This window comes from Corallococcus sp. EGB (assembly GCF_019968905.1).
Classification (GTDB): Bacteria; Myxococcota; Myxococcia; order Myxococcales; family Myxococcaceae; genus Corallococcus.
In genome coordinates this window covers 2,126,707-2,140,573 of sequence record NZ_CP079946.1, presented here as the reverse complement: position 1 = coordinate 2,140,573, position 13,867 = coordinate 2,126,707, and the positions used below count along the sequence as shown (strand labels likewise).

Below are 13,867 nucleotides of genomic sequence, written 5' to 3'. Positions count from 1 at the left end.
CCTGCGTTTGACCAATCTGTCACCGTGGGTGTCTACGAGGTTCCCCCAGGCAGACACCGTCAGCGCCTCAAACCGAGCCGGATGGCGCGCTGCATGGGTCGTGTGTTGGGATTGAGCGCCTCGCCCATCGCAGGTTCGGCGCAATGCAACCCGCAGGGAGGCTGGGCGCTCAGGGCACGTACACCTCCGCCGTGGCCAGTGGCTGGATGCCATCTTCGCCCCCCACGACGAGGACCCGGCCCGGGCTCAGCAGCGTCGCGGTGTGAGCTCCGCGGGACGCGGCCATGGAGGCGGTCGCGGACCAGGTGTTGGTGCCCGGGTCATACAGCTCGGAGGAAGAGGGCCCGGTGGGCGCTTGCCCCCCCGGAGACGAGCACCTTGCCCGAGGAGCGCGCGGCGGCGCTCCACCACGAGCCCCCCGACCACCAGCGCCTGCAAACCGCTGAGCGTCAGGGCCCCCAGGCCCCACCAGCGGTAGCGCTCCCAGAGCGTGGGCTCGTCGAAGGCGAGCCGCACCCCGGCGGGCACCCGCTCACGGGGGATGTCCCAGCGCCGCAGCGCGCGGGCGTCGACCGTCAGCGTGTCCACGGGTGCCGGCTTCAAGGGTGCGAGGAATTCCTCCTGCGCGCCGTGCAACACGCGGGAGGTGAGCATGCCCAGTTGTTGGCCCACGGCCTCGTAGCTGACGAGCGCCCCGCCGACGAACCCCAGCCCCAGGACGGTGTCATGGAGGGCGAAGCAGGGCCGGTTGCTGGCGGCGAGCAACATGCGTGCGATCTCCCGCCCCACGAAGGGTCTCCCGCTGGGATCCGTCATGAAGGCGAAGGTGAGGACCACGGTGTCGTCCGGCAGGGTCCCCGCGCGCTGGAGCATCTCGGCCAGCGGCAGGTTGCTCAGGTCGATGAACTCCAGCCCCCGCTGCGCGAGCAGCGGCTGCAGCTCCCGCATCATCTGCTCCTGCCGGGCGCGCTCCCAGGGACTGGAGCCGTTGATGAGCGCCAGCCTCCGTGTGCCGGGCAGCAGTTGCAGGGCCAGCTCCGCGGTGGCCCGCATGTCGTAACGCAGCCAGAGGCCCGCGACCCGCTCCAGGCGAGGCTGCTGCTCCCAGAGCCGCTCGCCCTCGGAGAGGACAATCACCGGGATGTCCAGCCACAGCTCCTGGCGCAGCTGCAGGGCTCCCTGGATGGCGTCTGAGCGGAAGGCAATGAGGGCATCCGGCCGGCGCTCCCGGTACCTGGCCAGATTCCAGGTGTGCAGCGCGTGTGAGTAGGCGGCCCCGCGGGCCCAACCCAGATCCAGGCTCTCCACATCCAGGGTGACCGGGCCGCCCTGGGCCTCCCACAAGGTGGAGCGGAGACTGGCGACGAGCGTCGCCAGGGCGGGCAGCGCCGTGTCCTCGGGAATGAGCAGGAGCACGGACTTCCCAGCCGGCCGCGCCTCCTCGGCCACCGCCAGAGGGGACAGCAGCGACAGGAGGCAGAGAACCAGGATGGACAGGGGGTGCCGCATGCCCTTGGCACGATGCCCGTAAAGGGGGGGCCATGAAACCCGGGGCGGGAGCCCTCGAACAAGGTTCCTCCCGCCCCCCAACCTCACATGCCCCGAAGTGCGAGGCGAGGCCTTACGGGAACGCCGCGACGGTCGGCGGCGTGGTGCTGGTGAAGAAGTCCGGGAAGGTCGCGGTGTAGTGGCTCCCGCTGCCGCTCTCTCCGTAGATGACGCCGGACTTCGAGCCCGAGACCGTGACCGTGGTGCCGTCCGAGGCAATCGCCACGTTCTCCGACAGGATGTTGCCCGCCCCCAGGTAGACGCCCAGGCTGTTGCTCCGGACGACGGTCAGGGTGGCCGGGTCCACATGGTGCACGCTGAGGGTGATGGGCGAGCTGCCGCTGACGCTCGACTTCTTGGTGAAGCTCGCGGCGATTCCCAGCGCGTTCACCGCCACGGACCGCGTCGGCTCATAGATGACGGACGTGCCCAGGGTCACGCTGCCGGTACCATACGCACACGTCGGGATGGGCTGGCGGAAGAGCTTGACGTCATAGACAGTCGGCGTCACGCCTGCCTGCGGGTAGGCGGAGATGCTGTAGATGCATCCGTCAAGCGACGCGGAGGTTGCCGCTGACTCCTGCTGCGCCAGCGCGTCGTCCGGCCCAGTCACCCCATCGCCTCCGCCGCAGGCAGAGAGGGCAACGGCGGCACAAAGATAGACAGCCCGATTGAAGAATCGCATTTTGCAATAACTCCTTGGCTCGCGGGGAAGCCGGGAACGTAACACAGCAATGCGGTTCTCATCGTGGACAATCTGTACGCAACCCCTCGGTCCTCGATAACACCACGGGGGCGACGATGACCCCAGCGGCCCCCCCGGGGCTCACCCTCTTTACCCCGAGCATTGGGAGCTGGGACTCAGCGAGAGGGGCCGCGGGCGCAAAGCCCGCGTCAATCACAGTAGTACGTCGGAGCCAGCTCCAGGACGCGCTGCTCCGCGGCGGGGGAGAGCGCGCGCAGGCGTGAGAGGAAGAGGGGCGCCTTCATCCCCATCCCGATGAAACCCCAGACGTACGAGCGCTCCTGGGACTCCGCCAGGTGCTGGTGTTCCTCCCGGGTGAAGGTGCGCCCCACCGCCCTCTCCAGCGTCTGGAGATCGAGCGCGAGCTGGGCGTTCAACGTCCCCCGCAGTGCCTGGAGCAGCTCCGCGTACTCCGTGAGGGCCCCGTCCAGCGCATCGGGTTCCCGGGCAAGGATCTTCTGCGCCTCCAGGAAGTCCAGCCGGGTGTGCTGCGCCTCTTCGAGCCAGTGGTGCTTGAGCAGGTTGCAGAACAGCGGATCCAGCGTCTCGGTCTTGTTTCCGCGGACCGTCTCCAGATAGTGCTGCTGCGTCATCAGCTCCAGGTGCAGGTTGAAGATGAGCACCCCCAGGTTCGACTTCGCCATGATGGCCCGCGCCACCTCGACGTGGTTGTCGAGCAGGGCGGGGACGACCTTGAACCCCCGGGCGAACGCGCCGGTGAACCGGGAGAAGAGCTGCTGGTGCTTCAGCTCCTCCTCCGTGAAGCGCAGGAGCGCTCGCATGTGCGTCGCGTTCCCATGCAGCTCCAGGCTGGCGCGCTGGGCGGCCAGCGCGACGGCGTACTCCTCCAGGAACAGGAACAGGTGCGCGTAGCTGTTGGAGCGGATGTGATTCAGCATCAGCCGCTCCTCCGCGTTCAGGAAGGGAATGGCCTCCGCACCCGTCAGCTCATCCGAAAGGAACCGGTGGCTGAAATCCAGGACCGTGTCCTTGGGCAACAGATCATCCAGACGCCAGGAGACCTTCTCCGAGCTCTGGATGCAGGATTGATATTCCGGAGTTTGATTCAACATTCGAAGTGAACCCCTGAGAATGGCGGAATCGGCTGGCATGCGGACCCGCGCCGCGCATCACTGCAACGCCAATGCCAGCCGTCTCCAGACAGAGGCCAGGCAGGTCCCCTCCCCCGCGTGTTCGAGCGGTCTCCACGCTCCGGCAGGCGTGTCGCGCGGAGGTGCCCTCGTCAGGAGGAGGCGTATCCGGGAGGCATTCATGACACGTCATGAGGCGGCCCTGACGTGTCAATGACGGGAACAGGCCTCCTCTCCAGCGAGGCGCCCGCCACTCAGCCAAGACGCCACAGGCGCTGGGCCTCCTCGGCGATGACCTCAGGAAACTCCTCGGGAAAGAACAGCTTCGCCCCGGGCACGAAGCGGATGCCCTGGGATTGGGGGAATATGCGGTCGAGGTAGCGGGCATCCTCTGGCGAGAAGATGTCGTCGCCGTCCCCCCACACGATTCGCACCGGGACCTGGCTGCGCTTGAGTCGTGCCTCCATCCCGGCCAGCGGGTTGGGCTCCAGCGCGAGGTGGAACGCGTGGTACTGCGCCCTGCGCAATGGCGAGCTCACCAGCGGCGCGGCGTAGTACTCGATGGTCTCGTCAGCGAAGCGGCTGGGGTCCCGGAAGACGGCCGCGCCGAACGTCGAGCGCGCCAAGGCCTTGTCGGTCAGCCACCGTGCGGTTTCATCCGCGAGTGCTCCGGTACGCGCCAGCTCGATGGCCGGCTTGACCTTGGGGGGCGGGCTGTTGGGCTCGGTGTCGCAGTTGGTGAGGAGCAGCGTCCGGACACGCTCGGGATGACGGGCCGCGAGCAACTGCGCGACCGCGCCGCCGCTGTCGCTGGCGACGATATCAGCCTGGGGAATCGCGAGGGCATCCAGCAAAGCCACGACCATGGCGGCCTGAGCGTCGGCCGCCAGGGACTGGTGCTCCGGGATTCGCGAGTACCCAAGGCCCATGAAGTCGGGCGCGACGCAGCGCCGGTGCGCGGACAGTCGCTCCATCGCACCGCGCCACTGAAAGCCGTTGAGGGGAGCGCCGTGCAGGAACAAGGCCGCGTCCCCCACGCCGCGTTCGACATAGGCAATCTGGCCGAACGACAGGTCGGCGAAACGCCGCGCCGCGCGAAAGGCCTCCGCGGCTGACCGTGGCGATGGGGCCGAGCCCACCGCTTCGTGGCCGGTGTCCACGCGCGATACACACGCACCCACAACACCGGCGGCGAACGCGGTGCCGGTCCATTGCAAGAACTGTCTCCGTCTCATGGCGAGTCTCCCAGCAGCGGGGGTTTCCGCATGCGAGCACCCTCGCACCGCCGCCGCCGTCGCGCGCGCACGGATGGCTGGTTCCGGGCACGAACGGATGATCTTCCGCGCTTGCGCAAAACAGGAGGCACGGAGATGGTCGAGGCGATGAGCGACCGCCCCTCCTGCTACCCAAGCCCTCCGGCCACGCTCCTTGCGAGCACAGGGTCAGAGCGCTTGCCGCTGCTCGACGTGCTCACCTCCCCGGTGCCCTCGGGAGTGTTCCAGTCCCCGCTGGATGACCGTCATGTCCTCTGCCTCCACCTGGGCGACCCGGTCCCGGTCTCCTATCGGGTGGGCGACCGGGAGCGGCAGGGGACCCGGCTCCATGGCCAGTTCTGCGTCGTCCCGGCTGGCCTGAGCACCCGCTGGACGGTCTCGCAGCCCGCGCGCTCGTTGCTGCTCCGCCTGAGGCCGTCGCTCCTGCAGGACACCTCGGACACCATGGGCCTGGGCGCCCGTGCCGAGCTGGACCCTTCGATTCACGTCCGTGATGCCCAGATCGAGCGCATCGGCTGGATGATGCAGGCGGAGGACCACGACGACTATCCGGGAGGCCGGCTGTTCACGGACAGCCTCGCCACCGCCCTGGCCGCGCGCCTCCTCGCCCTGCAATCGCGCAAAGGCGAATCGACCTCCAAGTCAGCGCGAGCGCTGCCTGCCTGGCGGCTGCGTCACGTGCTCGAGTACATTGAGGCGCACCTGGACGAAGACCTCACGCTCGCCCAGCTCGCGAGTGTGGCGGGGTTCAGCCTGTCGCACTTCAAACCGCTGTTCAAGAAAGCCACGGGGGTGCCGGTCCATCGCTTCGTCCTCGGGCGGCGCGTGGAGCGCGCACGGCTGCGCCTGCTCGAAGGGGGGATGAGCCTGACGGAGATCGCCCTGGAGACAGGCTTCGCGCACCCGAGCCACATGGCCCGCTGCATGCGTCGCGTGTTGGGGCTGAGTCCTTCGCAAATCGCAGCCTCGGCTCAATGACCTGAACCTCCCCGGACCTCCGGGGCCGAGCTGGGCACTGCGAGCAGCCCCTGTGCCTATGTAGCCAGAGAGCGACCTGTTGATTGGCAGGCGCCAGGCCGAGCCGGCGCCCTGCCCCGCGGGGCCTCCAGCTCGCTCCTCGTTGTCCCTCAATTGCTAGGATGCTAGCATCCTAGCATCGAGGTTCGGATGCCTGAGGACGTCAAGCAGTTCAACGTGTACTTGCCGGCCGAGCTCATCCGCGAGGTGAAGCATCACGCCGTGGAGACCGAACAGTCGCTGTCGGCGATCGTGGCCGCGGCCTTGCGCGCCTACCTCGGCGCGCAGCCACAGAAGCGAGGCAGGAAATGACGATGACGAGCGGAGTCCAGGGGCTCCTGATCGAGACGCACAATTGGGGCAAGACGGTCGCCTTCTGGAAGGCGCTCGGCTACGAGTTGGAGTTCGAGACGGACCATCACTCGGGCCAGCTCCGCCACCCGAGGGGCGGACCGTTCCTCTTCATCGCCGAGCGCCCGGAGGGTGCGCCGCTCAGGCTGGTGCCGATGGTCGAGGCCAGCGAGGCCGCGGCGTTCGCGCCCCCCAGCTCGGGGACCGTGGTGCGCCCCTTCGAAGCGCAGCACTGGAATGTCCTCGAGCTTCTGCTCGCCGATCCCGATGGCCGTCACGTGAGCGTGCAAGCGCCGCTGCCAGCGGACCAGTCCAAGGAGCGCCCTCATGGCTGACGCGAACAGCACCGGGCCGGACAACACCGCCGTTCGCGTGGCCCTGTGGCGCGCGCTGCATGTGCTGGCCGACGCGCCTCCTCACGTCTTCGAAGATCAGGTGGGCCTGGCGCTCGTCGGCCCTGCTGATGACTGGCGGAGCCGACCCGACATGGGCCCCTTCACGCGCCCGTTCCGCGCGTCGATCGTGGCCCGCGCGCGCTTCGTCGAGGACCTCGTCGAGGAGCAGGTCGCGCGCGGCGTCACGCAGTACGTCATCCTTGGCGCGGGGCTCGACACCTTCGCGCAACGCAGACCGGAGCTCGGCGCGCGCCTGAAGGTATTCGAGATCGACGAGCCGAAGACGCAGGCGTGGAAACAAGAGCGTCTGATGGAGCTCGGCCACGGCGTGCCACCGTTCCTGCGGTTCGTGCCGGTGGATTTCGAGCACGGAGACGCATGGCTGGAGCGCCTCGCCGCCGGGGGCTTCGACACGAAGCAACCCACCGTCGTCGCGTCTTTGGGCGTGAGCATGTACCTCTCGAATCAGGCCATCCGTTCCACGCTGCGAGACGTCGCAGCGCTCGCGACGGGCTCCACATTGGTGATGTCCTTCATGCTGCCCATCGAGCTGGCTGAGCCCGAGGTGCGCCCTGGCATCGAGGCAGCGGCGCGTGGGGCTCGTGCGAATGGCACGCCGTGGTTGAGCTTCTTCAGGCCCGAAGAGCTGCTCGCCCTTGCTCGCGAGGCGGGCTTCCGCGCCGTGCGGCATGCGTCCGCGGATGCCCTGACGGAGCGTTACTTCTCAGGGCGAACCGACGGGCTGCGCCTCCCGAGCAACTCCGAGGAGCTGTTGGTCGCGACGACGTAGGCGAGTTGCCGCCGTCCGACACGGTCGCAGGCCAGCCGGCAGCCCTTGATTGGGCTGCCGCCATGAACCTCCCGCTCGCGCCGTAGCGCGCTGTTCCAACTCAATTGATGATCGGCGGGTGGTTGCGGCTGGTATCCCAGACCACCCAGCGCTGTGCGTACCCACCATTGTAAGGCCAGCCCCAGACCGGCTGCCATGCCTGGATCGTGCCGTTCATGACGTCGAGGTAGAAGTCGGAGCCCTGCGCCGTGCGCGTGAACAGGAGCTCGGCTTGGGGCCCATTCCCACTCGAGACGTTCGAGCGAAACCACTTCTGCTGTGGAGGTGTGGGCGAATAGCAACCCCACGTCTGGATCTTCGCGCCCGCGTTCGCTGGCGGTGAGGAGAAGTCCAGGCAGTAGCTCCAGAAGTCAACCAAGCTGATTCGATAACCGCTGCCGCCGCCCAGGGGCATGCTGGTGATCTGCCACTTCGCGGCACTATATGGATGACACGGATAGATGCCGACCTGGAGTCCATTGTACGGGTTGCCACCCAGCGCATCGAGACAGTACGGAACCGCCCCCGGAAGATTGGTGGATTCCAGGATGATGTTGCCGGGGACGAATGCATGGTTGGCGCCTTGCCATCCGGTCCACACGCGCGTCGCGCCCGAGTTTGCCGGCAGGTTGAGCGTCCCGTGGTCCGGGACGAGATACCAGGTCGCGCCAGGGACGCCGGCGCCCTGCTCGTCGGTCACCCAGATGCGAGAGTTGTTCGGGCGTACGCTCAGCACGGTGAACGGCAAGCGGTCTGAATATCCAAGTCCGTTGAAGCAGAGCTCCGTGCCTGTTCCGTTCGCTCCGGAATAGACACACGGCGTGTTGTTCTGGCGCGACACCGGACTGGCCAACTTCTGCGCCACGGTTGCCACCGCGGGAGCCGTGACCTCCTCTGCGATTGGGGGGCTCTCGTCCCCGGGCGCACAACTGATGACCAGTGCTGGCAGCGCAACGCGAGCGACTGGCCCCAGTACAGCAAGCAATCGTTCAAGCATGTTTCCCTCCTCGATACCGCGTTGTGGGTCCCCGCATCCGGCGGCACGCGTCGCAGTCCCGCTAGAGGCCTGCTCATGCGCCCCCCCTGACGAGCGCCTCACCTCAGCGCGCGAGTCCCAGCACGAACCCGGTATAGGGGGACACGGGCGTCACCGGCCCATCGCCAAAATCCGTGTCTCCATAGAAGTACCCCACGACCCGGCTCAGGCCCTTCTTGTCGATGTCGACGTCAGAGACCCAGCTGCCGGTGGAGGGGAACCCCCGCGCCCAGCGGATTCGTCCATTCGAAATCTTGAAGCTGGCGGCGAAGATGCTCCAGGGGGCCGCGCTCGGTGGCACCGGGGGGAGCGGGACTCCGGCGATGGTGTCTCCCGTCACGTAATCACCCACCACCACCACCTCGCCCTTCGACGACACGGCGATGGACCGGCCGCGGCTGGCGAAGCCCTGCCCCCAGGACTCCTCGCCTGACGTCGAGTAGGTCAGGACGAAGGCGTCCGCCCACCCCGAGGGCGTCACGGTCTGCCCCGCGAAGGAGAAGGGCTCGCGGAAGAAGCCCGTCAGCGCCACCCGGTTGCCGTGCATGGCCAGACTCCTCACGTTGCCCAGGGGGCCCAGCACGCGCCGGCTCCAAACGAGGGTGCCTCCGGGAGTGAACCGCTTGAGGAAGAAGTCGCCGTAGTAGCTGCCGTCTCCGTTGAAGGCAGTGGTGATGGTTCCGCCCAGATACGTGGTCCCGTCGTCATCCACCGCCAGCCCGGGGGCCTCGCTGCCCTTCACGTCGGGAAAGATGTGGCTCCAGCGGGGCGTGCCATCGGCGGAGAACTGGGCGATGAAGGCCGTGTCCGGTGCCGAGGCGAGCGGGCCCTGCCCGAAATCCACGACGCCGTTGTAGACCCCCGCGATGGTGATGTCACCGGAGCGGCTGGCGACAATCTCATAGGGCTGGAAGAAGCCCTGGCCGCCAATGGGGCGAACCCAACGGAAGCCGCCGGTCCGGTTCAAGCCAACGATGAAACGCGCGGCGGAGATGGGGCCTCCTCCGAAGTCCATGTCTGGCCAGAACGACTTTTCCACTACCAGGGAAATGTTCCCCCTCTTGTCAATGGCCGGGCCAATGATTGACGAGGTCCTGCCCGCGAAGGCCCGAGCCCATTTGACGGCGCCATGGGACTTGTATCCCACCAGCGCGACGCCCTCGCCGCCCCCAGGCACGGAGACCGGACCGCCTCCGAAATCGGCGGTCCCGGTGAGGTAGGACAGGAGGACCTGGTCGCCGTCCCGGTCATGCTTGATGGAGATGGGGGAGGCCTGGAAGCGCCTCAGCTCCACGCTCGCCCCAGGGGGCGTGTGGCCATGGTCCGGGGCCGCCTCCGTGGCGTCCTCCAATGCCTCCTGGAGACGCGCTTCCGCCGGCGTCTCGCTGGGAGGCTCGTCCGTGCCCGGAGGCACTCCCCCGCAACCCCATCCCAACAAAGCGATACAGCAGAAGACTCCCAGGCCAAACCCGCGATGTGCCATGACCTTCTCCTTTGGGCGAGGGTTCAAGCAGACAGGGCTTGGAGACGCCTGACAATGGACCCCGGGGGGGCAATGTCGCGAGGATGAAGGTTTGCTTCAAAACGCATGCATGACGCGGTGAGCCCTTGCGGCAATCCTGAGTTCAGCTCAAGTCCCGCGAGCCCGAGCCCGTACGCCGCAGGTCCTGGAGGGTGGCCTCGTCCACCTCGAGCATCACCGAGGTGTAGCTCTCGATGAAGGCGAGGATGGCCTCGCGAGGCCCCTTGCGCCACTCGTCACTGCCGTAGAAGGCGTCCTGGCTGCTGTCCCGGTGGGCCACGCTGTCATACGCGCGGATGAGGAAGTACGAGACGTCGTCATGCGGCGAGCCCCCCGCACAGACGACCTCCACCTTCCATCGCGCCAACATCGGCAGCGCCTCCCGGGTGAAGAGGTCATGGAACGCCTGCCGCGTCCCCGGCTTCAAGTTGTACGAACGGATTTCAATCCAGCGTCGGGCCATGGTCCGCGATCCTAACCCCGCGCGGTCATCCACGGGGATCGCCGGAGGGGCGCCGCCGACCGAGGCGACCCAGCGATTCCGCGCGCAACTGACCGCAAGCCGCATCGATGTCCGCCCCGAACTGCTGCCGTCGCGTCGCATTGACGCCCAGGCGATGCAGCCGCGCCACGAAGTCGTCGACCCTCGAGGACTCCGGGGCCCGGAACGACGGGTCCGCCCCAAAGGCGGCGTTGTAGCGGATGACGCTGACGTGAAAGAGCTCCGGCCTGGACCGCCGCTGCACGAGTCGCGCGAGCGCAGCGAGGTGTTCCTCGGAGTCGTTGATGCCTTCGATCAACAGGTACGCCAGGTAGGTCTTCCGCCGTGCGCGCAGAACGTGTCGATCCAGGATCGCGAGGTTCTCCTCGAGGGTGAACCGGCGCTCGAGCGGGATGAGCTGTGCGCGTTGCTCGGGGAACGGAGAATGAACCGAGAGGGTCAGGGTGACCTGGGGGTGCGCCTCGGTGAGCGCGGCGAGGGCCGGCGCGAGGCCCACCGTCGAGACGGTGATTCGACGCGGTGACAGCCCCCCGTAGCCCGGCGCCGTGAGCACGCTCAGCGCCGTGAGCACGTTCGGATTCGCGAGGGCCTCGCCCATCCCCATGAACGCGACGCTCTTCGGAGCGCCGCCAGGCTCCGAGCTCCAGCGCCGGTGCACGACCTGGGCGCAGATCTCGTCAGCGCTCAGGTTGCGCTCGAGCCCCAGGGCGCCCGTGGCGCAGAACGAACAAGCGAGCCCGCAGCCTGCTTGCGTGGACACGCAGACCGAGGACCAGCCGGCGCGGTAGCGCGAGAGGACGGTCTCGACACGCGCCCCCGTGCGCGTGCGGAAGAGCACCTTCTCCACCTGCGCTCCCGTACGGACTGTCTCGACCTCGAGCGGAAGGACGGTCAGCCCGAAGCGGGAGACGAGCTGCTGCCGCAGGTCGCTCGGCAGGTCGCGGACCTCCTGGAAGCTCTGCGCGCCCCGCTGAAAGGCCGTCACCAACTGCTGGTAACGATACGGAGGCGCACCGAGCCCGCGAAGGAACGAGTGGACTTCGGAGAGGATACCCGGAGGCGGGGGCGGAAGTTCGTGCAGGGAGCTGCGGCGCATGGACATGAATCACTCCAAAAACCCAAGGGCACACGGATACCGTGCGCGGCTCATTCGAGAGGATGACGTGCATCCTCGAAGCGACTGGGGTTGGGTGACTCAGGCCATGGTGGCGCTGGCAGGACCAGCGCATGCGCTGTGTAACACGCGCTCCACGGGCTTGCAGCCCCTTTGTGGTTCGCGCCTCAGACAGACAACGGCTGCCGGGGCCAGGAACGCGAGCGTCGCTTCTCCGCGTGGACTGGATGCTGGATATTGGCAGGCACCATGGAGAGCCGCCCCCAGGACATCCTCCTCGTGGAGGATGATGAACGACTGGCCGAGCTCGTCTCGTCCTTCCTACGCGGACAGGGATTCAGGGTCAGGGCCGTGACGAACGGTCCGGATGCGCTCGCCGCGCTCAGGAGCGAGCCTCCGGACTGCCTCGTCCTGGACATCCTCCTCCCTGGCATGAGCGGCATCGAGGTCTGCAGACAAGCGCGAGAGAGCTTCTCCGGTTGGATCCTCATGCTCACCGCGCTCGACGAGGACCTCCACGAGGTCGTGGCACTCGACACGGGCGCGGACGACTACCTCACCAAGCCCGTTCGTCCCCATGTGCTCCTCTCCCGGCTGCGCGCCCTCTTCCGCCGTGCGACCCGGGGAGGCGCCCCAGCGCCGCACGACAGCCGGTGGTTTCCTTCCGTGAAGCTGCGCATTGACAGCGTCCTGCGCACCATCCGCCTCGCGGACACGCCAGTCCATCTCACGGATGCCGAGTTCGACCTGCTGTGGCTGCTGGCCCGGAGCGCTCCGGAGGTGCTCAGCCGGGACGACCTGCTCTCCTCCCTGCGCGGTATCGAGCATGATGGCCTGGACCGCTCCATCGACATGCGCATCTCCAAGCTTCGGCGGAAGCTGGGCGACGAGCCGCCGCACCGGATCATCAAGACGGTGCGCGGCCGGGGCTACTTCTGCACGCCCGAATAGGGCCCCCACTTCGACCCCGGGGATGGAAGGAAGAGGTCTTCGATTGAGGAATCCGCGTGTGGGGCCCCTCCGTCAATGGGGAGGACTGTTCTTCCGGATGTATGCGGGCATCGTCGCCGCCATCGTCCTCGCGCTCATCGTCATGGTGACCATGTCCACGCGCCGGCTGCCGCCCCAGTCGCTCGACGCGGAGGAGGCGGAGGCCCACGCGGCGACCTCGGGCCGCGAGCTGGAGCGCCTCACCCAGGGGCTGCAATGGCTCATCGCGCAGGAGCTCGCCTCCCAACCCCCAGCGAAGTGGGAAGAGGTCGTGGCGCGATGGCGGAAGCACTTCGACTACCCCATCGCGCTGCGTGCCCGAGGCGAGGTGCTGAGCATGAACCCGCCTCAGCGCGTCCGCGAGCGGCTCGCCCAGGGCGTCCCCTCGGCGTGGATGAAGTCCTCGGGCGTGACGGGGGACCAGGTGTTCCTGTTCCTTCCGCTTCGTGACTCGGAGCAGGTGGTGGTGCAGGAGCTCCGGCTCGGGCCCAGCCCGGAGCGGGCAATCGAGTTCCTCGCGCCGGAGACATCGGTGCTCCTCGCGGTGCTCGGACTCGCGGTGCTCGCGCTCACCTGGCCGTTGTACCGGCACGTCACCCGTCTGGCGGCGACCGCGAGCACCTTCGGCCAGGGCGACTTCCAGGCTCGCGCGGAGGCCCGAGCGCCCGAGCCCATTGGCCACCTGGCGCGAACGTTCAACGACATGGCGGAGCGCATCCAGCGCATGAGCCAGGAGCAGCAAGCCAGCCTGCAGGCCATCTCCCACGAGCTGCGCACCCCCATCTCCCGCCTGCACTTCGCCCTCCACCTGGCAAGAGAACCGACGAATGCCGCCACACTCCACGCCCAGCTCGGCGAGATGGAGAAGGACGTGGACGAGCTGGACCAGCTCACCGAGGAGCTCCTCACCTTCACACGCCTGCACCGCGACGCCCCACCGCTGGAGCGGGTGCGCGTGGACCTGACCGAAGTGGTGACGGAGCTCTTTGGCCAGCGCTCCGTCCTCAGTCCTCACTTGCGCTTCCAGCTCCATGCCGCGGACACCGTGGAGACGGAGGGCTCGCCACGCTATCTGCGGCGGGCCATCGGCAACCTCATCCAGAATGCACAGCGCCATGCGCGCTCGGAGGTGCACGTCCACGTGAGCAGGGATGGGACGCACTGCACTGTCGCCGTGGATGATGACGGGCCCGGGATTCCCGCCTCGGAGCGGGAGCGGCTGTTCCTCCCCTTCACCCGCCTGGATGACAGCCGCAACCGCAAGACGGGCGGGCATGGGCTGGGGCTCGCCATCACCCACCGCATCATGCAGGCCCACCAGGGGCGTGCGTGGGCGACAGAGGCTCCCCTGGGGGGCGCCCGCGTCGCGCTCTCGTGGCCCGACGCCCGGGGAGCGCCGTGACAAACGGTGACAATCGCTGACGCGACTCCCACGGCCTCAGGCGGCCCATCC

General features: G+C 67.8%; 14 protein-coding genes. 6 read left to right on the top strand and 8 right to left on the bottom strand.

Features of this window, described 5'->3' with window-relative positions:
- Positions 1 to 246: 246 nt before the first annotated feature.
- The 4 genes from KYK13_RS08950 to KYK13_RS08935 all read right to left on the bottom strand — a co-directional run bounded on the left by KYK13_RS08950 (position 247) and on the right by KYK13_RS08935 (position 4,601).
- Entirely contained in the window at positions 247 to 1,509 is a 1,263-nt protein-coding gene (locus KYK13_RS08950; protein ID WP_223643654.1) for an ABC transporter substrate-binding protein, read from the bottom strand.
- Positions 1,510 to 1,621: 112 nt separating this feature from the next.
- Positions 1,622 to 2,161 (bottom strand): hypothetical protein, encoded by a 540-nt coding sequence (locus tag KYK13_RS08945; protein ID WP_223643653.1) that lies wholly within the window; start codon positions 2,159 to 2,161, stop codon positions 1,622 to 1,624.
- A 281-nt stretch (positions 2,162 to 2,442) separates the two neighbouring features.
- Positions 2,443 to 3,366 carry a hypothetical protein gene (locus tag KYK13_RS08940; protein WP_223643652.1) on the bottom strand — a complete coding sequence of 308 codons (924 nt, stop codon included), beginning with the start codon at positions 3,364 to 3,366 and terminating at the stop codon, positions 2,443 to 2,445.
- A gap of 272 nt (positions 3,367 to 3,638) precedes the next feature.
- Positions 3,639 to 4,601 carry an alpha/beta fold hydrolase gene (locus KYK13_RS08935; RefSeq protein ID WP_223643651.1) on the bottom strand — a complete coding sequence of 321 codons (963 nt, stop codon included), beginning with the start codon at positions 4,599 to 4,601 and terminating at the stop codon, positions 3,639 to 3,641.
- 234 nt (positions 4,602 to 4,835) lie between these two features.
- Here KYK13_RS08935 and KYK13_RS08930 point away from each other — a divergent pair, with 234 nt between their 5' ends.
- The 4 genes from KYK13_RS08930 (at position 4,836) to KYK13_RS08915 (ending at position 7,211) form a co-directional block, all read left to right on the top strand.
- Positions 4,836 to 5,636, top strand: a complete 801-nt coding sequence (locus tag KYK13_RS08930) for a helix-turn-helix domain-containing protein (protein WP_223643650.1) — start codon at positions 4,836 to 4,838, stop codon at positions 5,634 to 5,636.
- A gap of 189 nt (positions 5,637 to 5,825) precedes the next feature.
- Entirely contained in the window at positions 5,826 to 5,987 is a 162-nt protein-coding gene (locus tag KYK13_RS08925) for a ribbon-helix-helix domain-containing protein (RefSeq protein ID WP_223643649.1), read from the top strand.
- A gap of 2 nt (positions 5,988 to 5,989) precedes the next feature.
- Positions 5,990 to 6,361, top strand: a complete 372-nt coding sequence (locus KYK13_RS08920) for a hypothetical protein (protein WP_223643648.1) — start codon at positions 5,990 to 5,992, stop codon at positions 6,359 to 6,361.
- A complete protein-coding gene (locus KYK13_RS08915) occupies positions 6,354 to 7,211 on the top strand; it encodes a class I SAM-dependent methyltransferase (protein WP_223643647.1) in 858 nt (285 codons plus the stop codon). The genes KYK13_RS08920 and KYK13_RS08915 overlap by 8 nt, the downstream gene beginning before the upstream one ends.
- A 100-nt stretch (positions 7,212 to 7,311) precedes the next feature.
- On the opposite strand, the gene KYK13_RS08910 is transcribed toward KYK13_RS08915, so the two are convergent.
- From KYK13_RS08910 to rlmN, 4 genes are all read right to left on the bottom strand, one after another.
- Positions 7,312 to 8,124, bottom strand: coding sequence for an RICIN domain-containing protein (locus tag KYK13_RS08910; protein ID WP_223643646.1), 813 nt, complete (start codon positions 8,122 to 8,124; stop codon positions 7,312 to 7,314).
- Between the two features lie 226 nt (positions 8,125 to 8,350).
- A complete protein-coding gene (locus KYK13_RS08905; protein WP_223643645.1) occupies positions 8,351 to 9,700 on the bottom strand; it encodes a hypothetical protein in 1,350 nt (449 codons plus the stop codon).
- Positions 9,701 to 9,911: 211 nt separating this feature from the next.
- The gene (locus tag KYK13_RS08900; RefSeq protein WP_223643644.1) at positions 9,912 to 10,271 is read right to left on the bottom strand and encodes an NIPSNAP family protein; all 360 of its coding nucleotides are present in this window, start codon (positions 10,269 to 10,271) and stop codon (positions 9,912 to 9,914) included.
- Between the two features lie 25 nt (positions 10,272 to 10,296).
- Positions 10,297 to 11,412 carry a 23S rRNA (adenine(2503)-C(2))-methyltransferase RlmN gene (gene rlmN / locus KYK13_RS08895; RefSeq protein ID WP_223643643.1) on the bottom strand — a complete coding sequence of 372 codons (1,116 nt, stop codon included), beginning with the start codon at positions 11,410 to 11,412 and terminating at the stop codon, positions 10,297 to 10,299.
- Positions 11,413 to 11,673: 261 nt separating this feature from the next.
- Here rlmN and KYK13_RS08890 point away from each other — a divergent pair, with 261 nt between their 5' ends.
- Positions 11,674 to 12,375, top strand: coding sequence for a response regulator (locus KYK13_RS08890; protein WP_223643642.1), 702 nt, complete (start codon positions 11,674 to 11,676; stop codon positions 12,373 to 12,375).
- A 58-nt stretch (positions 12,376 to 12,433) separates the two neighbouring features.
- A complete protein-coding gene (locus KYK13_RS08885) occupies positions 12,434 to 13,816 on the top strand; it encodes an ATP-binding protein (RefSeq protein ID WP_223643641.1) in 1,383 nt (460 codons plus the stop codon).
- Positions 13,817 to 13,867: the final 51 nt, after the last annotated feature.

Coding starts and splice junctions, on each gene's coding strand:
- KYK13_RS08950 (WP_223643654.1), bottom strand. CDS start 1,509: ATGCGGCACCCCCTGTCCATCCTGGTTCTCTGCCTCCTGTCGCTGCTG.
- KYK13_RS08915 (WP_223643647.1), top strand. CDS start 6,354: ATGGCTGACGCGAACAGCACCGGGCCGGACAACACCGCCGTTCGCGTG.
- rlmN (WP_223643643.1), bottom strand. CDS start 11,412: ATGTCCATGCGCCGCAGCTCCCTGCACGAACTTCCGCCCCCGCCTCCG.
- KYK13_RS08925 (WP_223643649.1), top strand. CDS start 5,826: ATGCCTGAGGACGTCAAGCAGTTCAACGTGTACTTGCCGGCCGAGCTC.
- KYK13_RS08890 (WP_223643642.1), top strand. CDS start 11,674: ATGGAGAGCCGCCCCCAGGACATCCTCCTCGTGGAGGATGATGAACGA.
- KYK13_RS08940 (WP_223643652.1), bottom strand. CDS start 3,366: ATGTTGAATCAAACTCCGGAATATCAATCCTGCATCCAGAGCTCGGAG.
- KYK13_RS08920 (WP_223643648.1), top strand. CDS start 5,990: ATGACGAGCGGAGTCCAGGGGCTCCTGATCGAGACGCACAATTGGGGC.
- KYK13_RS08900 (WP_223643644.1), bottom strand. CDS start 10,271: ATGGCCCGACGCTGGATTGAAATCCGTTCGTACAACTTGAAGCCGGGG.